Below are 24,792 nucleotides of genomic sequence, written 5' to 3'. Positions count from 1 at the left end.
CAGGCCCGTACGCGGTAGGCCGGGCGTCGGCAATTCAAACACGCGGATGCTCGGAGCCCGGTCCAGAATTCGCTGAGGCGCGTTTTGTGCAACACACTGTTCAATCCAGCCGAACTTGACGCTGTGCGTATGCACATATAGACTCCCACTCATGAACCGTCCTCTCTCTTACGACGAATGCAATTGTTTCGCGCTGCGCCAGGCGGCCCGGCACGTCACGCAAATTTATGAGCGCCATCTCGGCGCCGTGGGGCTGACGGCAGCGCAGTTCACGATTCTCGCCAAGCTCGCGCGCACGCCGAATCTGCCCATGGTGGATCTGGCGGACGCCATGGTGATGGAGCGCACCACGTTGGTCCGCGCAATGAAACCTTTGCAGCGCGACGGTCTGGTCGTCGCCGAATCGGCGGAGCATGACGGCCGCACGTTCCTGTTCAGCCTGACGGAGAAGGGCGAAGCGACGTTCGATCAGGCCGCCGTGGCCTGGCGTGCCGCGCAGGACGAGTTTGAAACGAAGTTCGGCCATGCGCGCGCCAAATCGCTGCGCGCCGAATTGTTCAGCATCACAGGCTAGTCGAGGCGCGCTCACTCACGGATACCAACACGGGTTCGCCCGCGTGTGTGCATACGCACTCTATATTGAGGGAATGCAGCAATGGAAAGGCTAATCGACGACGACTGCTTCGCCATCCGCCAGGCCGCGCGTTATGTCTCGCAGATCTACGACCGGCATCTGGCGAATGTCGGGTTGACCATTACGCAGTTTTCGCTGCTGGGACGGCTCAAACGCACCGGCGCCATGACAATGAAGCAAATGGCCGAGGCCATGCGCATGGAACGCACCAGCCTGGTCCGCACGATCCAGCCGCTGCGCCGCAACGGCCTGGTATCGAGCGAGGCGCTCGGCGCCGACGCGCGGGCATTGACGATCGCGCTCACCGCCGCAGGTGAACAGCGGTTGCTGGCAGGCCGCCAGCATTGGTATGCCGCGCAAGCCGAATTCGAACATCGTTTTGGCGAGCGGCGCGCGGCCGCATTGCGTAACGAACTGTTTGCAATGACACGAGATTGAGTCTGAGGCCGCGCGTGCGGCAACGGATAGTCGGCGCGATCCATAGCGCCGTTTTTTTCAACTTAACGAGTGCATACGCACATATCGACACCATGGCCACTACTCCATCGACTATCGCCCCGCCGAGCGCGGCGCAGACTGCCAAACCGGCGCGGCGTATTCCGTGGATGCTGCTTGCGATCATCACGGTTCTCGCCGTGCTGGCGCTGGCGGCCTCGTACTGGTTCTTCGTCGGCCGCTTTGTCGAAACGACGGACGATGCGTACGTGGGCGGCGATGTCACCGTGATGGCGCCGAAGGTGAACGGCTTCGTCACGGATGTGCTGGTGCACGACAACCAGTTCGTCCACGCGAACGACGTACTGATCCGGCTCGACGCGCGCGACTACGACGCGCGGCTCGCCCAGGCCACGGCGGAAGTGCAGAGCGCGCAAGCCGCGGTGACCGAATTGCAGGCGAAGAAATCCTTGCAGCTCGCCACGATCAACGAGCAGGCGGCGGAAGTCCGCGCGTCCGGCGCCGAATTGACGCGCAGCGCCGCGGACCAGACGCGTTACCGCGAACTGGTGAAGGACGACGCGGTTTCGAATCAGGTTGTCGAACGTGCGGACGCCGATCTGACCAAAGCGCGCGCCGCGGTCGATCGCAGCGGCGCCGCGCTGATCGCGGCGCAACGCCAGATTGCCGTGCTCGACGCGCAGATCGGCGATGCGCAGGCGCGCATCGCCACCGCGCAAGCCGCCCAACGCGTGACGGCATTGAACGTGGAGTACACGACGATCCGCTCGCCGATCGACGGTTATGTCGGCAATCGCACCGCGCGAGTCGGGTTGCTGGCGAACACCGGCGTGTCGCTGCTGACCGTGGTGCCGTCGAGCGGGTTGTGGATCGACGCCAATTTCAAGGAAGACCAGTTGAAGAAGATGCGCGTCGGCGATAGCGTCGACGTCGATCTCGACGCATCGAGCAGGCGCATTCATGGCGTGGTGGACAGTCTGGCGCCGGCGACCGGCGCGACCTTCAGCGTGCTGCCCGCCGAAAACGCCACGGGCAACTTTACGAAGATCGTGCAGCGCGTGCCGGTGCGGGTGCGCCTCGACGTGCCGAAGGACATGCAAGGCGTGCTGCGCCCGGGGCTCTCGGCCACGGTAAAAGTGCATGTCGATGCCCCCCAGGGCGATTCGCTGCGGAGCGCCGGCAACACGCCGGTGCGCGGATGAGCCGATCATGACTCAAGTTCTCGCCAACCCCGCCGACCTGCCGACGCGAACCAAAGTTCTGGCGTTCACGTTGATGTGCCTCGGCTTTTTCATGGCGACGCTCGATATCCAGATCGTTGCGTCGTCGCTCAAGGATATCGGCGGCGGCTTGTCCGCGAGTCAGGACGAACTCTCGTGGGTGCAGACCTCGTATCTGATCGCTGAAATTCTCGTGATTCCGATGTCCGGCTGGCTCACCCGCGTGTTCTCGACGCGTTGGGTGTTTGCGTTTTCCGCGCTCGGCTTCACGGTCACCAGCATGTTGTGCGGGCTCGCGTGGGATATCAATTCGATGATCCTGTTCCGCGGCTTGCAGGGTGCGCTCGGCGCCGCGATGATCCCGACCGTGTTCACCACGGCGTTCGTGCTGTTTCCCGGCAAACAGCGCCTGATTGCGTCCACCACCATCAGCGCGCTCGCCACGCTCGCGCCGACCGTCGGGCCGGTGATCGGCGGCTGGATCACGTCGCAATGGTCGTGGCACTGGCTGTTCTATCTGAACCTGGTGCCAGGCGTCGTCGTCACGCTGATGGTGCCGAAGTACGTGCACTTCGACGAGGTCGATCTGTCGCTGCTGAAAAAGGGCGACTACCTCGGCATCCTTTTGATGTCCGGGTTTCTCGGTTGCCTTGAATACGTGCTGGAAGAGGGGCCCCGCAAGAACTGGTTCGGCGACGACGTGATCCTGACGTGCACGTGGGTGGCGGCGATCTGCGGATTCCTGTTCATCGTGCATGCATTCACCGCGAAAGAGCCGATCGTCGACTTGCGCGCGTTGGCGATCCGCAACTTCGGCATTGGCAGTCTGCTGTCGTTCATCACCGGGATCGGGATTTTCTGCGCGGTGTTCCTGACGCCGGTGTTCCTGTCGCGCGTGCGTGGCTTCGATTCGTTGCAGATCGGTGTGGCGCTGCTGTCGGTCGGCTGTTTTCAACTGGTCGCGATGGTCGCGTATTCGCTCGTCGCGCGCTTTGTCGATATGCGTTTGCTGCTGGTCTTCGGGCTGGTCCTGTTCGGCGTGGGCTGTTATCTGTATGTGCCGCTCACCAATCAATGGGGCTGGCAGGAGCTGCTGATCCCGCAGGCGTTGCGCGGCATCGGCCAGCAGTTCTGCATTCCGCCCATCGTCACGATGGCGCTGGGTTCATTGCCGATCTCGCGGCTGCGTTCCGCGAGCGGCCTGTTCAATCTGATGCGTAACCTCGGCGGCGCGATCGGCATTGCGGTGAGCAGCACGATGCTCAACGACCGGCTGAACCTGCACTACGAGCGGCTCGATGAGCATCTGAACGTGGGCCGTCCGGTGGTCGAATCGATCTTGCAGCAACAAAGCGCGCATTTCGCGGCAGTGGGCGGCAACGTGTTGAATGCGGCAAACGCCGGGCTCGGCGAACTGCACGCACTGCTGTTGCGCGAAGCCCTTGTGCTCACGTTCTCCGACACCTTCTTCGCCCTGTCGCTGTGTTTCCTGGTCGGCCTGCTGAGCGTGCTGTTCTCACGTCCGTTCGGCAACACCGCGCCGCCGCCCGACGCTCATTGAGGAATTCAACATGAAACCGATCCTTGTCAAAGTACTGGCGAGCGCCGCACTGCTGACGCTCGCGGCGTGCGCGGTGCAACCGGAAACGCACGCGAATCTGCCGCAGACCGTGACGACCGTCGCGCCCGCCGCGTGGAATGTCGATGCACCGCAAGACAGCGTGAGCGCGCACGCGTGGTGGGCGCAATTCGGCGACCCTGTCATGCATCAGCTGGTCGAATCCGTGCTGACCGGCAATCTCGACGTGCAGGCGGCCGTGGAGCGCGTCAGACAGGCGCAGGATCTGGCGACACAAAACCGCGCGGCCTTGCTGCCCGAGTTGAACGCGAGCGCGACCGCTTCCGACTCGCGGCAGAACACGCCACCGCCGCTCGGCTATGTGCGTCAGGCCGGCGTCGGCCTGACGGCCAGCTGGACGCCCGATGTGTTCGGCGGCCAGCGCCTTGCCGTGCTGGCGGCGCAGGCGCAGGTGTCGGGGCGCGAGGCGGCATTGAACGAGGTGCGCCTCGCGCTCGCGGCGAATACGGCCGCAGCGTATATCGACCTGCGCTGGGCGCAATCGCAGTTGCAGATTCTGAGCGACAACGAGCAGATCCGCGCCCGCGCGCTGAAGCTCACGCAGGAGCGTCTGCATTACGGGCTGTCGACGCAACTGGACGTCGCGCGTGCGCAGAACCAGCTGCAGGATTTGCAGGCGCAGATTCCACGCGTGCAATCGGCGGTCCAGCATGAATTGAGTTTGATCGCGGTGTACTCGGGGCGCACGCCGGAAAGCGTGGACGGGTTGCTGCTTGCCAACGCACGCGATATTCCGGTGCCCGCGCAAAGCGTGCCGCAGGTGCTGCCCTCGCAAGCGCTGTTGCAGCGCCCCGACGTGCGCACCGCCTATGCGACAGTCGAACAGCGCGCGGCGGAAGTGGGCGTATCGAAGGCGCAGCGCTATCCGCAATTCAAGCTCAATCTCGCCGACGGCCTGCTGGCCTCGTCCTACCTCGGCCTGCCGACGCTCACCGACAACCTCTTCAGCGCCGCCTTGAGCGCGACGAGTCCGATCTTCAACGCGGGCCGCATCAGCGCGAATATCGACGCGAGCGAAAGCCGCATGCGCGAATCGCAACTCGGCTTGCAGCAAACCATGTTGCAGGCCCTCAAGGAAATCGAGGACAACCGCAGCGATCTGGTGAGCGGCGCGGTGCAGGTCCAACGGCTGGGCGGCGCGCTCGATGCATCGGATCACGCGCTGCGTTTGTCGAGCGAGTTGTACAAGGGCGGCGCGTCGAGTTTCCTCGATGTGCTCGCGGCGCAGGAGGCGTATCTGCGCGATGCCGAATCGTTGAACCAGGCCAAACGCGAGCATGCGCTGTCGGCGGTGGCGTTGTACCGGTCGCTCGGCGGCGGCTGGGATGTGCCTGACGCGGTCACGGCGGTATCGGCGAACAACTGATCCATGCAGGTGGCCAATGAGCTGTTGAACCAACTGGAGAGAAACCATGACGAAGCAGCGAGACGTAGTGATCTGCAATCCGGTGAGAACGCCGATCGGCGCATTCGGCGGATCGTTGAAAGAGGTGCCCGCCACCGAACTCGGCGCGATCGCCGTGCGCGAGACGCTGCGTCGCAGCGGGCTCGACGCGGCCGCACTGGCATCGGTCGTGATGGGCAACGTGATTCAGGCCGGCAACAGAATGAACCCGGCACGCCAGGCGTCGATCGGCGGCGGCGTGCCGGTGAGCGTGCCGGCGTTGACCGTCAATCGCGTGTGCGGCTCGGGTGCTCAGGCGATCGCGTCGGCGGCAAAGGAGATCCTGCTCGGTCTCGGCGATGCCGCGGTGGCCGGCGGCATGGAGAACATGGACCGCGCGCCGTACCTGCTCGACGGCGGGCGCTGGGGCTACCGCATGGGTAACGCGCAGATTCACGACAGCCTGCTGCGCGACGGCCTGAACGATGCGTTTTCGGGCGAGCATTCCGGCTGGCACACCGAAGACCTCGTCGCGCAATTCGACATCACGCGCGACACCCAGGATCGTTGGGCCGCGCGTTCGCAACAGCGATTCGCGCAGGCACAGGCGCGCGGCGATTTCGACGCCGAACTGGTGGCCGTGGAAACAGCGGGACGCAAAGGCCCGCAGTATTTCACACGCGATGAACAGCCGCGCCCCGACACCACCGTGGAAACGCTGGCGAAACTGCGTCCGGCATTTCGCCCGGATGGCACGATTACGGCGGGCAACGCGCCCGGGCTGAACAGCGGCGCGGCCGCGATGCTGGTGGCCGAACGTGGCTTCGCGGAGGCACACGGCATCGAGCCGTTCGCGCGGCTCGCGGCCTTTGGCGTCGCCGCGGTCGAACCCGGCATGTTCGGTCTCGGACCCGTGCCGGCCGTGGAGATGGCGTTGGCGCGAGCCGGGTGGCAACTGCACGATGTCGAGCGCTTCGAGATCAATGAAGCGTTTGCCGCCGTGCCGATCGCGGTCGCGCGCAGACTCGGCATTGCCGACGAACTCATCAACGTGCAAGGTGGAGCGGTTGCGCATGGCCATCCCATCGGCGCAACCGGCGCCGTGCTCACCACGCGCCTGCTCCATTCGATGCGGCGCGACGGCCTCAAACGCGGCATCGTGACGTTGTGCATCGGCGGTGGCCAGGGCATTGCGCTGGCGTTGGAAATGCTGTGATGCTGCGTCGATAACCGCAGGGTGCATCGGCGTGCGAAATACGTCGATGCGCGTTGCCGCCATTGCGCAGATGCGCGGCGCATCGATCGTGACTAATTCCGTGGCAACGGCATGTCGAACTCTATCTAAAGTTTTTTCTCCAGCATGAGTTTCGTTTAGCATCGTTGCCACGTTCACAAGAACATCACGAGACATGGCACTGATCGCTCGAAACCTACTCGGTATTGCTGTACTGCTGCTTATCGCTTTACTCTTTTCGACCAATCGGCGCGCCATCCGCTTACGGACTGTAATCAGCGCATTGCTGGCGCAGATCGGCATCGGCGCGTTCATTCTTTTCGTCCCGCTCGGCAAGTCGATCCTCTCGAGCGCGGCCTCCGGTGTCAATCATGTACTCGGCTACGGCAATGCGGGTATCGAGTTCCTGTTCGGCGGCCTCGTGCAGTCGAAGATGTTCCAGGTGTTCGGCGACGGTGGTTTCGTGTTCGCCGTGCGGGTGCTGCCCGCCATCATTTTCGTGACCGCGCTGATCTCCGTGCTGTATTACATCGGCGTGATGCGCTGGATCGTGATCGTGCTCGGCACGCTGTTTCAGAAGCTGCTCGGCGTGTCGAGGCTCGAATCGTTTTCCGCGGTCACCACGATCTTTCTCGGTCAAAGCGAAATGCCCGCCGTGGTCAAACCGTTCACGCGCGACATGACCGGCGCCGAGCTGTTCGCCGTGATGTCGAGCGGCATGGCGGCGGTGGCCGGTTCGGTGCTGGCGGGATACGCGGGCCTCGGCGTGCGAATCGATTATCTGCTGGCGGCCTCGTTCATGGCGGTGCCGGGGGGCTTGCTGTTCGCGAAGATTATTCACCCGTCCACCGAGCCGAGCCGGGTTCATCTCGACAACCTCGACTTCGACGAGAAGCGTCCCGCCAATGTCATCGAAGCGGCGAGTTCCGGCGCGACCGTGGGCCTGAAAATCGCGGTCATGGTCGGGGCGATGCTGATCGCATTCGTCGGGCTGATCGCGCTGCTTAACGGGATCGTGGGCGGCGTTGGCGGCTGGTTCGGCCATCCGCACCTGTCCATGCAAGCGGTGCTCGGCGTCGTGTTCGCGCCGCTCGCGTATCTGATCGGCGTGCCGTGGAACGAGGCCGCGATTGCCGGCAATTTCCTCGGCCAGAAAGTCATTCTCAACGAGTTCGTCGCCTATGCGTCGCTGTCGCCGTATCTGAAAGACGCAGCGAGCGTGACGGCGGCCGGTTTGCAGGCGCTCGATCCGCGTACCATTGCTATCCTGTCGTTTGCGTTGTGCGGCTTCGCGAACTTCTCGTCGATCGCGGTGTTGACGGGCGGCTTTAGCGCCGTCGCGCCGGAACGCCGTGCCGAAGTCGCGCGTTACGGCCTGCGTGTCGTGCTCGCCGCGACGCTCTCGAACCTGATGAGCGCCACGATCGCGGGCATGTTCATTACGCTGAATTGAATCGAGGATGGCTGTATGAATATGGAACAACTGCTGGAACGCGCCGGTGCCGCGCGAGAAAAGGCCTATGCGCCTTATTCGAAATTCAAGGTCGGTGCGGCGCTGCTGACCAAAGACGGCCAGGTATTCGACGGCTGCAACGTCGAGAACGCCTCGTACGGGTTGTGCAATTGCGCTGAACGTACCGCTTTTTTCAGCGCCATTGCGGCGGGCTACCAGCGCGACCAGTTCGCCGCGCTCGCCGTGATCGGCGACACGGAGGGGCCGATCGCGCCGTGCGGCGCGTGCCGCCAGGTGATCATCGAACTGGGCGGCCCTGAATTGCCGATTCGCCTCGGTAACCTGCACGGCGCGACGCGCGACACCACCGCGCGTGAACAATTGCCGGACGCGTTCTATCTATGAGCAAGCATAAGGTCATCTACGACACCGACCCAGGTGTGGACGATGCCATGGCGCTCGTCTTTCAGGCGTTGCATCCGGACATCGAACTGCTGGGTCTGACGAGCGTATTCGGCAACGCGACGATCGAAACGACCACGCGCAACGCACGCTTTCTTGCCGGACGATTCGCGAGAGGGGTGCCGGTCGCGCAGGGCGCCGTCGTGCCGCTCAAGCGCGCCGCGCCCGACCCGCTCGCATGGATTCACGGCGACAACGGCCTTGGCAATATCGCGCTGGATACGACGGAGCAGGCCGCGCTCGACGCGCGCCCCGCGCACCGCTTCATCGTCGATACGGTGCGCGCGCTTCCCGGTGAAGTGACGCTGCTCGCCGTGGGGCCGCTCACGAACCTCGCGCTCGCGCTCGCCGACGATCCGCAGATCGCCTCGCTCGTCAAACAGGTGGTGATCATGGGCGGCGCGTTCGGCACGGATGGCGTGCTCGGCAACGTCACGCCCGCGGCGGAAGCCAATATTCTGGGCGACCCGGATGCCGCCGACATCGTGTTCGGCGCGGCGTGGCCGGTCGCGATCGTCGGACTCGACGTTACGCAGCGCACCATCATGAGCCACGATTATCTGGCGTCGCTGCGCGATCGCGGCGGCGCGGCCGGTCAGTTCGTGTGGGACGTGTCGCGGCACTACGAGGCGTTTCACGGACAGAGCGCACAGCTTCCGGGCATCTATGTGCATGATTCGTCGGCGGTGGCCTATGTATTGGCGCCGCATCTCTATACCACGCGTAGCGGTCCGGTGCGCGTGCTGACGGACGGCATCGCGCAGGGTCAATCCATTCAGAAGCCGTCGACCATGCCCGTGCCCGCGCCGGCCTGGGATAGCCGCCCCGACTGCAAGGTATGTATGGAGGTGGATGTGCCGGGCATGCTGGCGCTTTACGAGCGCACCATTTGCGGCACGCTTTGAAACGGCGCCTGTCGTACGCCTGACGGGTCCGGCGCAAACGCGCCATTGCGCAGATTGATCCGACATAAGGCGCTGTGCAATGCAACATGCCGGGCGCCGGCAATCGTGGCCGATGTCGAACTTCAATCTTTGCTACATTTCTGCAAACGCGCTGCAGAAGCGTTCCTGAAGCCCTCGCTCATGGACGCGGCGCGCGTGACCGAAATCTATCAAGAGGCCAAAGATGCGAATTCTAGTAGTAGGGGCGGGCGCCGTGGGCGGCTACTTCGGCGGTCGTCTCGCCGCGGCGGGCCAGGACGTGACCTTCCTCGTGCGCCCCGGCCGGGCGGAAAAGCTCAAGCACGACGGACTCGTCATCAGGAGCGTGCGCGGCGATCTCACGCTGCGCGACCCGCAGACCATACTCGCCGGCGTGAGCGCCGAGCCGTTCGATCTGGTGCTGCTGAGCTGCAAGGCCTACAGTCTCGACGACGCGATCGACTCGTTCGCGCCGCTCGTCGGCGAATCGACGCTGATTCTGCCGATGCTCAACGGCATGCGCCATATCGAGGTGCTCAACGAAAAGTTCGGCGCCACGCGCGTGCTGGGCGGTCAATGCGTGATCGCCGCAACGCTCAACGCCGAGCAGCACATCGTGCATTTGAACGACACCCATGCGGTCACCTTCGGCGAACAGGGCGGCGGCGCTTCTGAACGGGTTCAGGCGATCGCCGAGGCCATGAGCGGGGCGAATTTCGACGCGGTGGTCAGCGACAACATTTTGCTGCGCATGTGGGAGAAGTGGGTGTTCCTCGCCACGCTCGCGGCCAGCACCTGCTTGATGCGCGGATCGGTCGGCGATATTCTGGCCGCGCCGGACGGCAAGCATGTCATCGAAAATCTGCTGGGCGAGGCCCGGGCCGTGGCCGAGCACAACGGGTTCACGATGGGTCCGGACTTCGACGCGCGCGCCACCCAGACGCTCTTTACGCCTTCGCCGCTGACCGCGTCGATGCTGCGGGATGTGGAAAACCACTCGCATACCGAGGCGGATCACATTCTCGGCGATCTGATTTCGCGCGGCGGCGACGCGCAAAAGGGCGAGCACGGCTTGTCGTTGCTGCGTATCGCCTATAGTCATCTGAAGACGTACGAAGCGCGGCAGACCCGCACGTCCTGAATGAAGCCGCGGCGCGGGGCCGCGCGGGCACGGTCGTAACAGCCTAACGATCGGAGGTGAAGCATGCCGAGTCCAACGGGATCCGTGCCCGCGCTGAGTGCCGCGTCGGCCACGATCTTCTCGATCGGGATCGTCTTTCTCGGTTACTGGGGCATGTATGAGCCGACCGCGTGGCGAGTCGCCGACATCTTCGTGTTCGCGTCCGCGCTGATCGGCTTCGGTTGCCTTGGGCTCGTGCCGTGGGTCGCGACGAGTCCGGTCGAGCCCGAGTCCAGCGACAGCCGGATTCGCATTGCGCGGCATCTGTTTCTCGCCGGCGTGGTGGGGATCTGGCTGGCGGTGGCGATGTCGGTGGTTTTCTAACGCCGCTATCGTGCCAGCCCAAAAAAACGCGCGCCTTGCAGCGTTGCAAGGCGCGCGCTTTTTATGGGCTCGCGTTGCGGTTTCAGCAGACCGGCTTAGCGTTCGATCTGCCGGTTCCAGCGCGTGTCCCACTGCGCGCGGTGCGCGTTGATCGTATCCCAATCCACCACCGTCACCTTGCGCACCAGATCTTCGACGTTGCCGAGGCTCTGCTGCATGGGCGGCGTCATCTTCGCGAGACGGTTGGTGGGAATCTGGCGGCCGGCCTCGGCGGCTTTGGTTTGCGCCGGCGCGGACAGCAGGAACTGCGCGAGCTTCTGCGCGAGTTGCGGATCCGGGTTGTTGTTGACCACGCACAGGTCGACCAGCAGCAGCACCGGACCTTCCTTCGGATTCACATAGCCGACCGGAATGCCCTTGTCGGCCAGATCGCCCACGGCGGTCGGCGTCAACGGGAACAGACCCGCTTCGCCGGTCTGGACCATTTCGGAAATCTTCGCCGAGTTAGGCACGTACTCAACCACGTTCGGTCCGACCGTGCTCGCCCATTTGGTGAAGCCCGGTTCCACGTTCTGCTCGCTGCCGCCCATCAGGCGGTTGATGGCGAGAAAGCCGTGCAGGCCGAACGTGCTGCTCGACGCGGACTGGAACACCACCTTGCCCTTGTATTTCGGATCGGCGAAATCCATCCACGAAGTCGGCGGCGCCCAGCCTTTTTCAGCAAACAGCTTCTTGTTGTAAGCGATGCCGGTCATGCCGAGCTGCACGCCCGCGCCCATGTCGTCCTTCATGCGCGCGAACGGATAGAGTTCCTTGAGCACCGGCGAGTCGTCGAGCTTCTTGCACACCCCCATGCTGACCGCGCGCGCCATCACGCCGTCGTCGAGAAACACCACGTGGATCTGCGGGCTCGCCTTGTTGGCGAGCAGCTTGGCGAGAATGTCCGACGACGTGCCCGGCACCACGACCACCTTCACGTTGTTGGCTTTCTCGAAGTCAGGCAGCACCTGGCTCGTATAGGCTTTTTCCATCGGACCGCCGTTCATGCCGATGTAAATCGTCCTGGTTTGCGACCACGCCGGCGCGGCCGCACCGAATGCACACAATGCGGCCAGCGCCGCGAGCGTCTTGAACAGTTTCATTGAGGGGCTCCAGAGGTTCACTAAACGATGACTTAGGCGACCGGCGAGGTCGCAACAGCGGCAAAACGGCCAATCGAAAAAGCGTCGAGTGGCGTGGCGGTGGCGCCGTCGACGACGAGGTCGGCGAGCACTTCGCCGACACCCGGCGCGAGCAGAAAGCCGCCGCCTGAAAAACCGAATGCATGCAACAGACGCGGCACGGTACGGCTCGCGCCGATGATCGGATTGCTGTCGGGCGTTTCGCCTTCCACGCCGCTCCACGTGCGGATCAGCAACGCCTCGCGCAACGCGGGCAGCAGCGCGCACGCATCGCGCATCACGGCGCGCGTGGTTTCCGTCGACGGCTGGCCGTATTCGCCGTCGCCATGTCCGCGTCCGCCGCCGATCACGCAATTGCCGCGCGCGACTTGCCGCGCGTAGATGCCGCCGCCATACACGCCCAGGTTGTGCGTGATGAAGAGCGGCAGCGGCTCGGTGACCCACATGTTCGGGTAGATCGGTTTCATCGGCACGGTCTCGCCGAAGTAGCCCGCCACCGTATTCGCCCACGCGCCTGCCGAATTGATGAGCCAGTCGGCGCTGATGCGCAGGTCGCCCGCGCGCAATTGAAAACGCGTACCGTCGTGATGAATGTCGGTGAGTTCGGTTTGCTCGCGCACGTCCGCGCCCGCGGCACGCGCGGCCCGCGCGAACGCGGGCGACACCAGCCGCGGATTCGCATGGCCGTCGGTCGCGCACAGCGAGCCGCCGAGGGCCGACGCGCCGAGCCACGGGTAACGCTGGCGGAACGCCGCGCCGCTCATCAGTTGCGCGTGCAGTCCATAGTCGCGCGCCATCTCCGCCCACGATTGCAGCGCGGCCAGCGCGCTTTCGCTGCGGGCGAGCCGCAAATGTCCGGACACCGTAAATTCGCCGTCGATGCCGATCAACTCCGGCAAGCGGTCCCAGATACGCCGCGCGCGGATCGCGAGCGGCATCTGTTCGACCGGGCGTCCCTGGCAGCGCACGCCACCGTAGTTCACGCCGCTCGCCTGCGCGCCGCAATAGCGCCGCTCGAACAGACCCACGCGCAGGCCGCGCCGCGCCAGCGCCAACGCCGCCGATGAACCGACCAGACCGCCGCCCGCAATCGCGACGTCGTAGTGCAGGGTGTCACTCATCGCGCGCCTCCACGGGGATGTCAGCGACATCGTCGGCGTACATGGCCGGCGAAAGCGGAATGGGTTTGACGGGCGGCTGGCTGCGCAAGCGGCCCACCGCTTCGAGGGGTTGGCCGGTTTCTTCGGCGAGCAGGGTCAGCGCGGCTTCGCCGCACATGCGCCCCTGGCAGCGGCCCATGCCTACGCGCGTGAGCGCCTTCAGGCGGTTGATCTCATGCGCTTCGCCGGCGCGGATGCAGCGCCGTAGCGTGCCCGCATCGATTTCTTCGCAGCGGCACACCGTCATGTCGTCGGGCCAGTGCGACGCGCATTTCGCGGGCGGCGCGAAGGCCGCCTCGATGCCCTCGCGAAATATCGCGATACGTTTCAGGCTGCGCTCGATCGATGCGGCGTCGGGCATGCCCGGACCCCGTGGATGGGCGATGCCGAGATCGTCGAGCAAGGCCAGCGCGGCGCGTCGGCCGGCCATTTCGGCGGCGTCCGCACCGGCAATGCCCGCGCCGTCGCCGGCGAGATACAGGCCGCGCACGGAACTGCGTCCCGCCGGGTCCACCTCAGGCAGCCAGCAACGGTTGGTCGCGTCGAAACGGAAGCGGCAGCCCGCGAGATCGGCGAGTTGCGTTTCGGGTTTCAGGCCGAAGCTGACGCCGACCGCGTCGCATGCGATCGTTTCGGTTGCCGAACCGTCCTGCGCCGCACGCCATTCGAGCGCCTCCACCCCGTCCGCGCCGCGAATGCCGGTCAGCCTCACATCGCGCTCGATGCGCACGCCGTGCGTTTTCAGCCAGCCGACGTAGTACAGGCCTTTGGCGAACGTGGACGGCTGGCGCGCGAGTTTCGGCGCCGCGGCGATTTGCTGCGAGAACGGACTCGTGTCGAGTACCGCCACGACTTGCGCGCCCGCTTTCACGTACTGATACGCCACGAGGTACAGCAGCGGGCCGGTGCCGGCCAGCACGACGCGCCGGCCGATCGCGCAGCCCTGCGCCTTCAATGCGACCTGCGCCGCGCCGAGCGTGTAGACGCCCGGCAGCGTCCAGCCCGGCACCGGCAGCACGCGGTCCGTCGCGCCGCTGGCGACGATCAGATGCGAGAACGGCACGCGCAGCTCGCGTCCCGCATGCAGGGTGTCGAGGCGGCCTGCCTCGCAGGCCCAGGCGAGCGTGTCGGGGCGATAGTCGAGATGCGGCAGAAGCGCGGCCATGGTCGAATGCAAGGCCTCGGCCTTGTGCGCTTCGAAACCGTAAAGCGTTTTTTTCGAGCGCTCGAATCCGCCGTTCGCGGGCGGTTGCCGATAAATCTGGCCGCCCCAGCGCGCGTTTTCATCGATCACGATGGGTTTCACCCCGGCCGCCACCAGCGTCTGGGCGGCGCGCACGCCGGCGGGTCCGGCGCCGACTATCACGATGCGGCGTTCTTCGCTCATCGGGCGTCTCCGCTCGCATCCGCGGCGCCGGCGTCGGACTCCACAGCGGCAACGCGCGTGAGCACCCGCATGCCTTCGGTCACGAGCGTCGAGCACGCGCGCACGCGCCTGCCGTCTTCGGTGCGCATCCAGCAGTCCTGACACGCGCCGATCAGGCAGAAGCCCGCGCGCGGCGCGCCGCTGAATTCGCTTTCGCGGACCCGGCGTTGCTGCATCAGCACGGCGGTGAGCAGCGTATCGCCTTGCAGCGCGGCGACTTCACGGCCGTCGATAAAGAAGTGCAGCGGTTCACGCCGCGTTTCCGCTACGCGGATGAATTGCGGCTCGCGGCGCGGCGCGGTGGCCTGGTTAGACGGCAAGATGGGCGGCATGAGAGCGTGGGCGGAAGAAGACATCAGTGCTGGCCGATCAGAATGCGGTTCAGGCCATACACGCGGTCGAGCAGCAGCATCGCGCCGCCGGTGATGAAGATCACCAGCGCGGAGACGGAAGCCATCATCGGGTCGATCGATTCGGTGGCGTACATGTACATGCGCACCGGCAGCGTGACGGTTTGGGGCGAGGTGACGAAGATGGACATCGTCAATTCGTCGAAGCTGTTGATGAAGGCCAGCAGCCAGCCGCCGGTAATGCCCGGCAGAATCATCGGGAAGGTGATGCGGCGAAACGTGGTCCAGGCGTCCGCGCCGAGCGAGTGCGCGGCGTGTTCGACGCTGCGGTCGAGGCCGCTCACCGAAGCCAGCACGAGCCGCATGACGAACGGCGTAATGATGATCATGTGCGCGAGCACGAGCCAGGCGAACGAGCCGGTCGCGCCGATCAACGCGAAAAAGCGCAGCAGGGCGATGCCGAGCACCAGACCGGGAATCACGAGCGGGGACAGCAACAGGCCGTTGAGAAAGCCGCGGCCCGGAAAGCGCGCGCGGCCAATGGCGAGCGCCGCGGGCAGCGCCACGATCAGCGACAGCGTTGCCGAAGCGAACGCCAGCTTCAGGCTGTTGAAAAACGCGCCGATGAAGTCCGGGTAATTGAGGATCGCGCGGAACCAGCGCAGCGAGACGCCGTGCGTGGGTAACGTGAGCGTTTCGTCGGGCGTGAAGGCGACCAGCACGACGATCACGAGCGGCGCGAGCACGAACGCAATCACGAGCGTGTGGAAAATCAGCGCGATGGGGCCGTTTTTTCTCATGATGATTTCACTGAGTGGGCTCAATAAATGAGCTGATAAGTGCGCCGATGAATTAACCGAGGCTTCGGTTGTACCTGCGTTCCAGAACCCGGTAGTACGCGAGCATTACGATCAGGTTCGCAACCAGCAGCAGGAGCGCGATGGTCGCGCCGAGCGGCCAGTTCAGCGAGCCGAGGAACTCGTCGTAGACGGCGGTGGCGGCCACTTTCAGGCGTCGTCCGCCGAGCAGGCCGGGTATCGCGAACGCGCTCGCCGACAAACCGAACACCATCAGGCTGCCCGACAGAATGCCCGGCATCAGTTGCGGCAACACGATGCGGCGCAGCGTGGTGGCGGGCGAGGCCATCAGTGAAAGCGCGGCGTTTTCCGTTTGCGGGTCGAGCTTCTGCAAGGCGGTCCAGACCGGAATCACCATGAACGGCAGCATCACGTGCACGAGTGCAATGACGATCGCGAAGGTGGTGTACTCGAGCTTGTAGGGCCCGAGTCCAACGAGACCGAACGCCTGATTCACAAGACCGTTGGTGTTGAGCAGCATGCTCCAGCCGAACGCCCGCACCACCACCGAGACCAGCAGCGGTGCGAGGATCACCAGCAGGAACATCGAGCAATACGGGTCGCGCATGCGCGACAGGACGTAGGCTTCGGGCGTGCCGATCGCCACGCACAGCAGCGTGACCAGAAACGCGATGCCGAAGGTGCGCAGGAAGATGGTGTGGTAATACGACGAACTCAGCACTTCCGCGTAATTGCCGAACTGGAACGCGGCGATCGGCCCGCTGGCCGGATCGAAGCGGTAGAAGGTCAGCACCAGCGTCATGACGAGCGGCACGAGCACGAGCGCCACGAACAGCAGAAAGGCCGGCGCGCACATCAGCCACAACGGCAGGAATGCATGCCACGGCGCGCGGCGGGTGGTGCCGGATTTCATGCCGTGGTTGTCGGTTGCGGGCAGCGTACTAGCCATGATGCGTGTCCCGTTGAATGAAGCGGATCGCCTCGCTGTTCCAGTCCACGCCGACCGTCGCGCCTTCCGGCAACGGTTCGGTACCTTCGTTCTGGCAGCACACCAGCACTTCGCCGAGCCGGCTGTCCAGCCGGTACAGCCACTGGCTGCCGAGGAAAAAGCGGCTCGTCACCGTGGCGGGCACACGTCCCGCGTTCGGTGCGCACAGGCGCAGCTTTTCCGGACGGATGCACAAGGTCACCGCGTCGCCCACGCCGACTACGCGCTCGCGCGCCGGCAACTGCGCCGTGTGCCCCGTTTCCGCGAGGTCGTGGCCGAGATCGATGCGGATCGCGTCGCCCTCGCGCGCCACCACGGTGCCCGGCAGCATGTTGGCCTTGCCGATGAACTGCGAGACGAAGCGATTTTCCGGGCGCTCGTACGCTTCATACGGCGTGTCGATCTGCGTAATGCGGCCGGCTTCCATCACCACCACGCGATCGCTGATCGACAGCGCTTCGGATTGGTCGTGCGTCACCATGATGGTGGTCGTGCCGATCTTGCGTTGAATGCCGCGCAGTTCGAACTGCATGTCTTCGCGCAGCTTGGCGTCGAGATTCGACATCGGCTCGTCGAGCAGCAGCACGGGCGGCGCGATCACGATGGCGCGGGCAATCGCCACACGCTGCCGTTGTCCGCCGGACAGTTCGCGCGGAAAGCGATGCGCGAGCGCGTCGAGCCGCACCAGCGCCAGGGCTTCGCGGATGCGCTCCTTGCGCTCGGCCTTGTCGATGTTGCGCATTTCCAGCCCGAAGCCGACGTTCTCGGCAACGCTCATGTGCGGAAACAGCGCGTAGCTCTGGAACACGATGCCGAGGCCGCGCTTGTTCGGTTTCATGTGCGTGATGTCGCGCCCGTCGAGCGTGATGCGCCCGCGCGTCGTTTCGACGAAGCCCGCGATCATCTGCAGGGTGGTGGTCTTGCCGCAGCCGGACGGCCCGAGCAACGAAACGAACTCGCCTTTTTCCACCGACAGGTTCACGTCGGCGACTGCATGCAGATCGCCGAACGATTTCGTGACGTCGGTAAGTGTAAGGAACGACATGATCTGGCCTTTGGATGGTTCGACACCGGTTCAACTACTGCCTCGATGACGCCGACTCTAGCCAGCCAAATTACCGCCAGTCAATTTCAAATTCCGTTTGCCGATATAAGATTCACAAAAATTCCGTTACATGGAAGATATCCACTCAATACGGCGCCCAGTGTTCCGGTGTATGACGTCCGGAAAATCCCTATGAATCATTGATAAGACAGCGCCCGCCACAGAGCTGGCCGGGATTCCATCGGCGGGCAAAACGCTTTATAGTGTTCCGATCAGTGAAATAATTGAGAGCGATGAAGATGAATGCTGCCGCCAAACGAGATACCGACGCCGCAGCGTCCGGAAAGGGCGGTGCGCCCGGCCCCGGCATGCTGGAACGCGCGTTCGCGGTGATTCGCGCGCTGTCCGAAGCGCAGGCCGACGGCGGACGCGTCACGCGTCTGGCGAAAGCGGTCGGACTGACGCAGGGCACGGTGCACCGCATCCTGCATGCGTTGATCGCGGAGGGCATCGTCGAACAGGACGAAAGCTCGAAGCTGTACCGGCTGAGTGTGGACTTCTTCGCGCTCGCGGCGCAGGCCGGCAACCCGAGCGGCATGCGTACGCTGTGCCGTCCCGCGTTGCTGCGGTTGTGCGCCAGTCTCGGCGACACGATCTTTCTGCTCGTCAAGAGCAGCTTCGACGCGGTGTGTCTCGACATCTGCGAAGGGCCGTTTCCGATCCGTTCGTTCACAGGCGATATCGGCGGCCGCGTGGCTTTAGGTGTCGGGCAGGGCAGTCTGGCGATTCTCGCGTTTTTGCCCGAGGCCGAGCGTGAGGAAATCATCCGCTTCAACGTGCCGCGAATTCGCGGCTACGGCGTGCTCGACGAAGTGTATTTGCGCACCGAGATCGAACGCGTGCGCCGGTTGGGCTATGCGGGGCGCAATAGCGGTGTGCTCGACGGCATGGCGGGGGTGGCGGTGCCCATTCTGGATCGCACCGGCGTGGCGGTGGCGGCGTTGAGCGTCGGCACGCTGGCCGCGCGCCTGGGCGACGACCGTCTTCCGATGGTGGTCGAATTGCTGCGGCGGCAGGCCGATGCGATCGGCCCGCAAACCAATCCGTTCGATGTCGCCTTGCGCAGGCCCATGCATGGCCTGTCGCGCGCCATGACCACCGAACGGATCACGGGATAAGCGCGGGCGCGGCCGGCGAAGCAGGCGTCACGCCGGAGCCACGAGCGTGACGCCCTGCGCGGCAGCGCGTAGGCCGCGCCGCCTGGCGCTGCTCGAAACCCCTTAGAACACTTTCATCGGCACATTCACCACCAGCCGGTATTCCATGTTGTTGCCATCCGAGTAGTGGTACTGACTGTTGTGCCACATCGCGATGAACGTGATCTTCGTATCCTTGAAGCGCCCGCTTTGCAGCGTATAGCTCGGGATGAAGCCGAACTCGTGATGATGTCCATGTACCGGTTCGCCGTTCTTCCAGTAGAGATCATGCAGCGGCGCCGAAGGCGCAGCGTTCTCCGCCGCGCCCGCCGACGCATCCGCGCCCCAGCCGTATTGCCCCCAGAACATCGCCTTCAGTCCCGGCACGCCGGCGTATTTGCCGTCGAACGTATAGCGCAACTGCAACGACTGCTCGTGCGGCGCGTTGTAGTCCACGTCCATCGAATTGGTCAGGTAGATACCGTTGGTCTCGTTGACGTAGTCGAAGAACTGGTCGCCGAGCACCTGCTGGTAGCCGAGCAGGAGCGCATGCGGGCCGTGCTGCGCGGAAACCGACACGCTGTAGGCATTGCTGTCGATGTGCCCCTGGCGCGACGCGCCGGTGTCGTGCGTCGAATAGATGTTCGCGAGCCCGCTCCATTTGATGGTGGTCGGATCGCCGAACGATTGCGCGACCGAGCCGTAGTACTGACGCCACACATTGTCGGCCTGATCGACGTACAGAGCCATCTCGCCGTTCTTCGCGTAGTGCCACGTGCCGCCCACATACGTCAGGCGATCGATCCGCGTGCCGCCATACGAGGTGGTGAGATTGGTCAGGTTCGTGTGGCCGCGTGCATCGACTTTGGTGAAGCTGCCGGCCTCGAGCGTGGTGTGCACGAGATCGTTGCTGACCATGGAGACGCCGAGGAAGGTCGGCGGCAGCGCGCGGTTGTCGTGCGGTTCGAGGAACGGATTGGTGACCATCTGCAGACCATACTTCACCACCGTTTCCGAAATGCGCCCCTTGATGTCGTACATGCCGGGGTACGCCCACGCGAGTTGCTCCGACCCGCCGCCGTCCTTGCCCACGTGCACCATGTTGCCCGCGCCGTTGCCGCCGTCGAGCTTGAGCGCGCCGAACAGCGAAGCGTCCACCCCGAAGCCGACCGGCCCTTGCGTGTAACCGGATTCATAGTTGGCCTGCACGCCCTGAACCCACGCGTGACGATAGATCGTGTCGGGCGCCTGGAAGTAGTCGGCGTAGTTGCGAAACAGCAGATTCAGATGACTGTCGGCAATGAAACCCTTGCTCGCCGCCTGGCTCGACAATGCAGCGGGCGGCGTGACCGCTTGATTGGCTTCGGCGTTGACGATGGCGTTGGTGGTGTCCGGCTGGTCGTTACGCACCTGGCCACCCTGGTCCGCACGCCGCTTGCCGGATAGATCGCTTTGCGCCGCCGGTGAATCCGGCACATGTTGCGTGGGGGACAACAACGTTTGCGCGAGCGTTTGAGTTTTAGACGATCGGGAGGTGGGCTCCGTGACGCTGTCATCGGCATAGGCATTCGCGGCTAGCGTCAACGCGGGAAGCGTGAATGCGCAGTAAAAGAACGTCGCGGCTCCGGTTTTTTTCGACCGGTATTTTGATCGGGTATCTTTCATGGAATACGTCTCTGATTATTGTGGTGAATCTTTGGCTGGCGGTTAGCCAGTCCACGTTTATCGTTCGTCCTGCTGACGGCGGGACGAGCGAATCCAACGGCGCGACGGCCCGCCGCGCCGGGGAATACGGTTTTAAGTTCTCAGGTTCTCGGCTTTAGCGGTTCCCCAACGGGGCTTCCTTCGCAACGTCCCCCACGCGAATGCATGCGACGCGCGTCGCCTTGGCCCCGTGCGTGACAGGCTGCGGAATCTCCCGGGCGCAGGCGTCGATCGCATCCGGGCAGCGGGTGCGAAACGCGCAACCGGAGGGCGGACTGAGCGGCGAGGCGATCTCGCCGCGCAACAGCAGATGACGGCGTGCGCGCTCCACCACCGGATCGGGCACCGGCACGGCCGAGAGCAATGCACGCGTGTACGGATGGCGCGGCGTGCCGTAGACCTCGCGCTTGTCGCCGAACTCCATCACACGTCCCAGATACATCACCAGCACGCGGTGGCTGATCGCCTTGACCACCGCCAGATCGTGAGCCACGAACAGCAGGGAGAGCGACAGTTCGCGTTGCAGATCACGCAGCAGGTTGACGATCTGCGCCTGAATCGACACGTCGAGCGCGGATACCGGCTCGTCGCAGATCACCAGTTGCGGTTCGCCGATCAGCGCGCGCGCAATGCCCACGCGCTGGCACTGGCCGCCGGAAAACTCGTGCGGATAACGGCGCAGATGCTGCGCGTTGAGGCCGACGCGTTCGAGCATGGTCAGCACGCGCCGCTGCACGTCGGCGCGCGCAATGTTCTGACCGTGCGTCATCAACGGTTCGGCGACGATCTGTTCGATCGTCATGCGCGGATCGAGCGAGGCGAGCGGGTCCTGGAAAATCATCTGCACGTCGCGGCGCAAACGCGAGGTATCGCGGTGCGCGCCCGGCAGCACGGTTTCGTCGCCGAGCCAGCGCACGCTGCCGCTCGCCACCGGTGCGAGTCCGATGATCGCGCGCGCGAGCGTCGACTTGCCACAACCCGATTCGCCGACAAGGCCCACGGTTTCGCCGCGCCGCACGTTGAACGACACGCCGTCCACCGCGCGCAGCGTCGCTTTGCCGGACCACGGAAAGCCGCCGCGCGGCACGCCGAATTGCACCTTGAGATTGTCGACGCGGAGCAACGTTGCCGCGTCCTGATTTGCGGGAGGAGTGGTGTTCATACGTGTTGTGCCTCGAGAATTTCCCCTACCGGCCGATGGCACGCGCGCAGCGCGTCGGCGTGACCTTCCGCGGAGGCAAGGCGCGGCCGCGATTCGCGGCAGCGCTCGGTGCAGTAGCCGCAGCGTGGCGCGAATGCGCAGCCGGCGCCGACTTCGCCCGGCAGCGGCGGATTGCCCGGAATGGTTTGCAGCGCACGCTCGTCGTCATCGTCGGTCAGGCGCGGCAGCGCGTTCAGCAGGCCGAGCGTGTACGGATGCGTCGGCGCGGCGAACAGCGCGGCGGCGCTCGCCTGTTCGACCGTCTGGCCGGCGTACATCACCATCACGTCGTCGCACAGACCGGCCACCACGCCCATGTCGTGCGTGATCAGAATGATCGCCGTGCCGCGTTCCTGATTCAGTTCGCGCAAGAGTTCGATGATCTGCGCCTGCACGGTCACGTCGAGCGCGGTGGTCGGTTCGTCGGCGATCAGGATTTCGGGCTCGGAGAGCAGCGCCATCGCGATCATCACGCGCTGGCGCATGCCGCCGGAAAACTCGTGCGGATACATGTCGATGCGCCGGGCCGCATCGGGAATGCGCACCGATTCCAACGTTTCAATGGCGCGGCGGCGCGTTTCGCGGCGCGACATCTTGCGATGCAATTGCAGCGTCTCGGTCATCTGCCGCTCGATCGTCAGGAACGGGTTGAGCGAGGTCATCGGGTCCTGAAAGATCATGCCGATGCGGTCGCCGCGAATCCGGTTCAACGCCGCTTCGTTCATGGTCAGCAGGTTTTCGCCGCGATACGTCGCGGCGCCGGACACCTTGCCGTTGCCGGCGAGAAGGCCCAGCAGCGCCATCACGGTCTGGCTCTTGCCGGAGCCCGATTCGCCGACAATGCCGAGCGTGCGGCCCGCCTCCAGCGAAAAAGACACGCCTTGCACCGCGTCGACGGGTGCGCCTTCGCGGCGCGTAAAGCGCACGCTGAGGTCTTTGACTTCGAGTAGCGGCATCTCAACGGTCCTTCGGATCGAATGCGTCGCGCAAGCCATCGCCGACGAAATTCACGCAATACAGCGTCACGCACAGCATCACGGCCGGGCACAGCAGCAGCCAGGGCATCGATTCGAGCTTCTGCGCGCCGTCCTGAATCAGCACGCCCCAGCTCGTCATCGGCTCCTGCACGCCGAGGCCGAGGAACGACAGCACCGATTCCGTCAGCACGATGTTCGGCACCGTCACGCTCGCGTACACCACCACCACGCCGAACAGATTCGGCACGATGTGGCGCGCGATGATCGAACGCGAACTCACGCCGATCGCTCTCGCGGCGTCGATGAATTCGCGCGAGCGCAGCGACAGCGTCTGGCCGCGCACCACGCGCGCCATGTCGAGCCACGAGAACGCGCTGATGGTGAGCACGACCAGATAGAACGCGCGGCCGAACATGGTCATCATCAGGATGGCGATCAGCATGTAGGGAATCGCGTACATCATGTCGACGATGCGCATCATCACGGCGTCGACGCGTCCGCCCAGATAGCCCGCGGTCGCGCCGTACGCGACGCCGATCAGCCCGGACACCAACGTGCCGAGCAGGCCGACTTCGAGTGAGACGCGCCCGCCTTGCAGCGCGCGCGCGAGCAGATCGCGGCCGAGTTCGTCGGTGCCGAACCAGTGCATGTTCTGCAAGGTGGGCGGCAGGCTGATCGCGCTCCAGTCGCTGTCGATCGGATTGTTCGGCAGGAACCACGGACCGGCCACGCAGGCGATCACGATCAGCATCAGCACCACGAAGCCGGCGAAGGCGGCGCGGTTGCGCACGAAGCGCCACGCGGCGGTGGCGAGCGGGCCGCGCGAGCGCGGCGCCCCGGCGATGGCCGCGAGCGGATCGAGCGCCGCGGCAGTCGATTCAAGAGAGCGGGGCATGGTTCAGTACCGGATGCGCGGATCGAGCCACGCATACGCGAGGTCGACCAGCAGATTGAACAGCACGGCGATAGCGGTCGTCAGCACGACGAGGCCGAGCACGAGGGTGTAGTCGCGATTGATCGCACCGTTGACCACCAGCTGGCCGAGACCCGGCAGCGCGAACACCGATTCGGTGACCACCGCCGCGGTGATCGACGAGATGCAGATCGAGCCGAGCAGCGAGACGACCGGCATCAGCGCGGGCTTCATCGCGTGGCGCAGGACGATCGTGCGGCCTGGCAGCCCCTTGGCGCGCGCCGTGCGGATGAAGTTGCCCGACAGCACTTCGATCATGCTGCCGCGCATCACGCGGGCAATCGCGGCGACGTTGATGATGGTGAGCAGCACGATCGGCAGCACCCGGTAGCGCCACTCGCCTTCGCCCCAGCCGCCGGCCGGGAGCCAGCCGTGGCCTTCTGAGGTCTTCAGCAGGATCGCGAAGATCCACACCAGCACCGGCCCCAGTACGAAAGGCGGCACCACGTTGCCGATATTGCCGAGCACCATGACGAAGTGATCCACGAAGCGGTCGCGCCGCACCGCGGCCACGGTGCCGAGCGCGACGCCGATCACGAGCGCGATCGGCACCGACACGCCGCCCACGCCGAGGCTGACCGGCAGTGCTTTCCATACCAGGTCGTTGACCGACCAGTCGGCGTAGCGGAACGACGGCCCGAGGTCGCCGTGCAGCAGCGAGCCGAGGTAGTGGAGGTACTGCAGCCACAACGGTTCGTCGAGGTGATACTTGGCGTTCAGGTTCGCCAGCACGGCCGCCGAGAGTTGCTTCTCGGTGTCGAACGGGCCGCCCGGGGTGAGATGCAGCAGCAGATAGCACGCGGTGATCACGGCGAGAATCGTCGGGACCGCCCAGAGCGTGCGGCGCAGCGTATAGGCCAGCAT

The 24,792-nt window shown here is 64.8% G+C and carries 24 protein-coding genes; 12 read left to right on the top strand and 12 right to left on the bottom strand.

The window, feature by feature from the left end; translation table 11 throughout:
- The first annotated feature begins 151 nt into the window (after positions 1 to 151).
- The 11 genes from CJU94_RS25610 (at position 152) to CJU94_RS25560 (ending at position 10,909) form a co-directional block, all read left to right on the top strand.
- Positions 152 to 574 (top strand): MarR family winged helix-turn-helix transcriptional regulator, encoded by a 423-nt coding sequence (locus CJU94_RS25610; protein ID WP_095421440.1) that lies wholly within the window; start codon positions 152 to 154, stop codon positions 572 to 574.
- A gap of 81 nt (positions 575 to 655) precedes the next feature.
- Positions 656 to 1,072 carry a MarR family winged helix-turn-helix transcriptional regulator gene (locus tag CJU94_RS25605; protein WP_095421439.1) on the top strand — a complete coding sequence of 139 codons (417 nt, stop codon included), beginning with the start codon at positions 656 to 658 and terminating at the stop codon, positions 1,070 to 1,072.
- A 92-nt stretch (positions 1,073 to 1,164) separates the two neighbouring features.
- Positions 1,165 to 2,292 (top strand): HlyD family secretion protein, encoded by a 1,128-nt coding sequence (locus CJU94_RS25600; protein ID WP_208645408.1) that lies wholly within the window; start codon positions 1,165 to 1,167, stop codon positions 2,290 to 2,292.
- Positions 2,293 to 2,299: 7 nt separating this feature from the next.
- Entirely contained in the window at positions 2,300 to 3,871 is a 1,572-nt protein-coding gene (locus CJU94_RS25595; RefSeq protein ID WP_095421437.1) for a DHA2 family efflux MFS transporter permease subunit, read from the top strand.
- Between the two features lie 10 nt (positions 3,872 to 3,881).
- Complete coding sequence (locus CJU94_RS25590; protein ID WP_095421436.1) at positions 3,882 to 5,315, top strand: efflux transporter outer membrane subunit; 1,434 nt, start codon at positions 3,882 to 3,884, stop codon at positions 5,313 to 5,315.
- A gap of 46 nt (positions 5,316 to 5,361) precedes the next feature.
- Positions 5,362 to 6,549 carry a thiolase family protein gene (locus CJU94_RS25585; protein WP_095421435.1) on the top strand — a complete coding sequence of 396 codons (1,188 nt, stop codon included), beginning with the start codon at positions 5,362 to 5,364 and terminating at the stop codon, positions 6,547 to 6,549.
- Positions 6,550 to 6,742: 193 nt separating this feature from the next.
- Positions 6,743 to 8,020 carry a NupC/NupG family nucleoside CNT transporter gene (locus tag CJU94_RS25580; RefSeq protein ID WP_095421434.1) on the top strand — a complete coding sequence of 426 codons (1,278 nt, stop codon included), beginning with the start codon at positions 6,743 to 6,745 and terminating at the stop codon, positions 8,018 to 8,020.
- A gap of 15 nt (positions 8,021 to 8,035) precedes the next feature.
- Positions 8,036 to 8,425, top strand: a complete 390-nt coding sequence (locus tag CJU94_RS25575) for a cytidine deaminase (RefSeq protein ID WP_095421433.1) — start codon at positions 8,036 to 8,038, stop codon at positions 8,423 to 8,425.
- Positions 8,422 to 9,387 (top strand): nucleoside hydrolase, encoded by a 966-nt coding sequence (locus CJU94_RS25570; RefSeq protein WP_095421432.1) that lies wholly within the window; start codon positions 8,422 to 8,424, stop codon positions 9,385 to 9,387. The genes CJU94_RS25575 and CJU94_RS25570 overlap by 4 nt, the downstream gene beginning before the upstream one ends.
- A gap of 223 nt (positions 9,388 to 9,610) precedes the next feature.
- On the top strand, positions 9,611 to 10,546 hold the full coding sequence (panE, locus tag CJU94_RS25565; protein ID WP_095421431.1) for a 2-dehydropantoate 2-reductase: 936 nt from the start codon (positions 9,611 to 9,613) through the stop codon (positions 10,544 to 10,546).
- Between the two features lie 63 nt (positions 10,547 to 10,609).
- Positions 10,610 to 10,909, top strand: a complete 300-nt coding sequence (locus CJU94_RS25560) for a hypothetical protein (RefSeq protein WP_095421430.1) — start codon at positions 10,610 to 10,612, stop codon at positions 10,907 to 10,909.
- Positions 10,910 to 11,004: 95 nt separating this feature from the next.
- Here CJU94_RS25560 and CJU94_RS25555 read toward each other — a convergent pair whose 3' ends face one another.
- From CJU94_RS25555 to CJU94_RS25525, 7 genes are read right to left on the bottom strand one after another with little or no spacing between them, the layout of a single operon-like run.
- Positions 11,005 to 12,051 (bottom strand): ABC transporter substrate-binding protein, encoded by a 1,047-nt coding sequence (locus tag CJU94_RS25555; RefSeq protein WP_095421429.1) that lies wholly within the window; start codon positions 12,049 to 12,051, stop codon positions 11,005 to 11,007.
- Positions 12,052 to 12,083: 32 nt separating this feature from the next.
- Complete coding sequence (locus tag CJU94_RS25550) at positions 12,084 to 13,211, bottom strand: NAD(P)/FAD-dependent oxidoreductase (protein ID WP_095421428.1); 1,128 nt, start codon at positions 13,209 to 13,211, stop codon at positions 12,084 to 12,086.
- Positions 13,204 to 14,637: an FAD/NAD(P)-dependent oxidoreductase gene (locus tag CJU94_RS25545; protein WP_095421427.1), complete on the bottom strand. Its 1,434-nt coding sequence runs from the start codon at positions 14,635 to 14,637 to the stop codon at positions 13,204 to 13,206. The genes CJU94_RS25550 and CJU94_RS25545 overlap by 8 nt, the downstream gene beginning before the upstream one ends.
- Positions 14,634 to 15,032 (bottom strand): (2Fe-2S)-binding protein, encoded by a 399-nt coding sequence (locus CJU94_RS25540; RefSeq protein WP_425272227.1) that lies wholly within the window; start codon positions 15,030 to 15,032, stop codon positions 14,634 to 14,636. Before CJU94_RS25540 ends, CJU94_RS25545 begins: the two co-directional genes overlap by 4 nt.
- Positions 15,032 to 15,826, bottom strand: a complete 795-nt coding sequence (locus tag CJU94_RS25535) for an ABC transporter permease (RefSeq protein ID WP_091807057.1) — start codon at positions 15,824 to 15,826, stop codon at positions 15,032 to 15,034. Before CJU94_RS25535 ends, CJU94_RS25540 begins: the two co-directional genes overlap by 1 nt.
- Before the next feature lie 52 nt (positions 15,827 to 15,878).
- Entirely contained in the window at positions 15,879 to 16,793 is a 915-nt protein-coding gene (locus CJU94_RS25530) for an ABC transporter permease (protein ID WP_095421425.1), read from the bottom strand.
- Positions 16,786 to 17,877, bottom strand: a complete 1,092-nt coding sequence (locus CJU94_RS25525) for an ABC transporter ATP-binding protein (protein WP_095421424.1) — start codon at positions 17,875 to 17,877, stop codon at positions 16,786 to 16,788. The genes CJU94_RS25530 and CJU94_RS25525 overlap by 8 nt, the downstream gene beginning before the upstream one ends.
- 299 nt (positions 17,878 to 18,176) lie before the next feature.
- Between CJU94_RS25525 and CJU94_RS25520 the strand changes: the two genes are divergently transcribed.
- Complete coding sequence (locus CJU94_RS25520; RefSeq protein WP_095422791.1) at positions 18,177 to 19,055, top strand: IclR family transcriptional regulator; 879 nt, start codon at positions 18,177 to 18,179, stop codon at positions 19,053 to 19,055.
- A gap of 102 nt (positions 19,056 to 19,157) precedes the next feature.
- On the opposite strand, the gene CJU94_RS25515 is transcribed toward CJU94_RS25520, so the two are convergent.
- From CJU94_RS25515 to CJU94_RS25495, 5 genes are all read right to left on the bottom strand, one after another.
- Complete coding sequence (locus CJU94_RS25515) at positions 19,158 to 20,738, bottom strand: OprD family outer membrane porin (protein ID WP_095421423.1); 1,581 nt, start codon at positions 20,736 to 20,738, stop codon at positions 19,158 to 19,160.
- A gap of 154 nt (positions 20,739 to 20,892) precedes the next feature.
- Entirely contained in the window at positions 20,893 to 21,939 is a 1,047-nt protein-coding gene (locus CJU94_RS25510) for an ABC transporter ATP-binding protein (RefSeq protein WP_095421422.1), read from the bottom strand.
- Positions 21,936 to 22,934 carry an ABC transporter ATP-binding protein gene (locus CJU94_RS25505; protein WP_095421421.1) on the bottom strand — a complete coding sequence of 333 codons (999 nt, stop codon included), beginning with the start codon at positions 22,932 to 22,934 and terminating at the stop codon, positions 21,936 to 21,938. Before CJU94_RS25505 ends, CJU94_RS25510 begins: the two co-directional genes overlap by 4 nt.
- Position 22,935: 1 nt before the next feature.
- On the bottom strand, positions 22,936 to 23,850 hold the full coding sequence (locus CJU94_RS25500; RefSeq protein ID WP_244221076.1) for an ABC transporter permease: 915 nt from the start codon (positions 23,848 to 23,850) through the stop codon (positions 22,936 to 22,938).
- Between the two features lie 3 nt (positions 23,851 to 23,853).
- Positions 23,854 to 24,792 carry an ABC transporter permease subunit gene (locus tag CJU94_RS25495; protein ID WP_095421420.1) on the bottom strand — a complete coding sequence of 313 codons (939 nt, stop codon included), beginning with the start codon at positions 24,790 to 24,792 and terminating at the stop codon, positions 23,854 to 23,856.

The organism is Paraburkholderia aromaticivorans (assembly GCF_002278075.1).
GTDB lineage: Bacteria > Pseudomonadota > Gammaproteobacteria > Burkholderiales > Burkholderiaceae > Paraburkholderia > Paraburkholderia aromaticivorans.
Note: the sequence above shows the minus strand (reverse complement) of the source record. Positions and strands in the feature narration are given on the sequence as shown.